At 62.0% G+C, this 329-nt stretch carries 1 protein-coding gene; it reads right to left on the bottom strand.

The window, feature by feature from the left end; genetic code table 11:
- The coding region (locus ACFY5D_RS19700) for a hypothetical protein (RefSeq protein WP_387533850.1) at positions 1-206 on the bottom strand (206 nt) is incomplete at its 3' end.
- Positions 207-329 lie beyond the last annotated feature (123 nt).

The following is a 329-nucleotide window of genomic DNA, read 5'->3' as shown; positions in this document are numbered from 1 at the left end:
CGTGCGGTGTTCACGTCCGTGTTCTCCGCAGCGTTGTCCGCGGTGTTCACGGCAGCGTTGTCGGCAGCGTTGTCCGCGGTGTTCACAGCGGTGTTCACGTCCGTGTTCTCCGCAGCGTTGTCCGCGGTGTTCACGGCGGTGTTCACGTCCGTGTTCTCCGCAGCGTTGTCCGCGGTGTTCACGTCCGTGTTCACGTCAGTGTTCACAGCAGTGTTATCGGCAGCGTTTGGATCGGTAACGGTCAGACCCGTCGAGGCAGACGGCCCGCCACTCACCGAACCAACAACCTTGTAGTCAGTACCAGGAGCAGCGCCTGCCGGAACCGTCAA

Origin of the sequence: Paeniglutamicibacter sp. NPDC012692 (genome assembly GCF_042901625.1) — a bacterium.
GTDB lineage: Bacteria > Actinomycetota > Actinomycetes > Actinomycetales > Micrococcaceae > Paeniglutamicibacter.
This window is presented reverse-complemented; position numbering and strand designations above follow the sequence as displayed.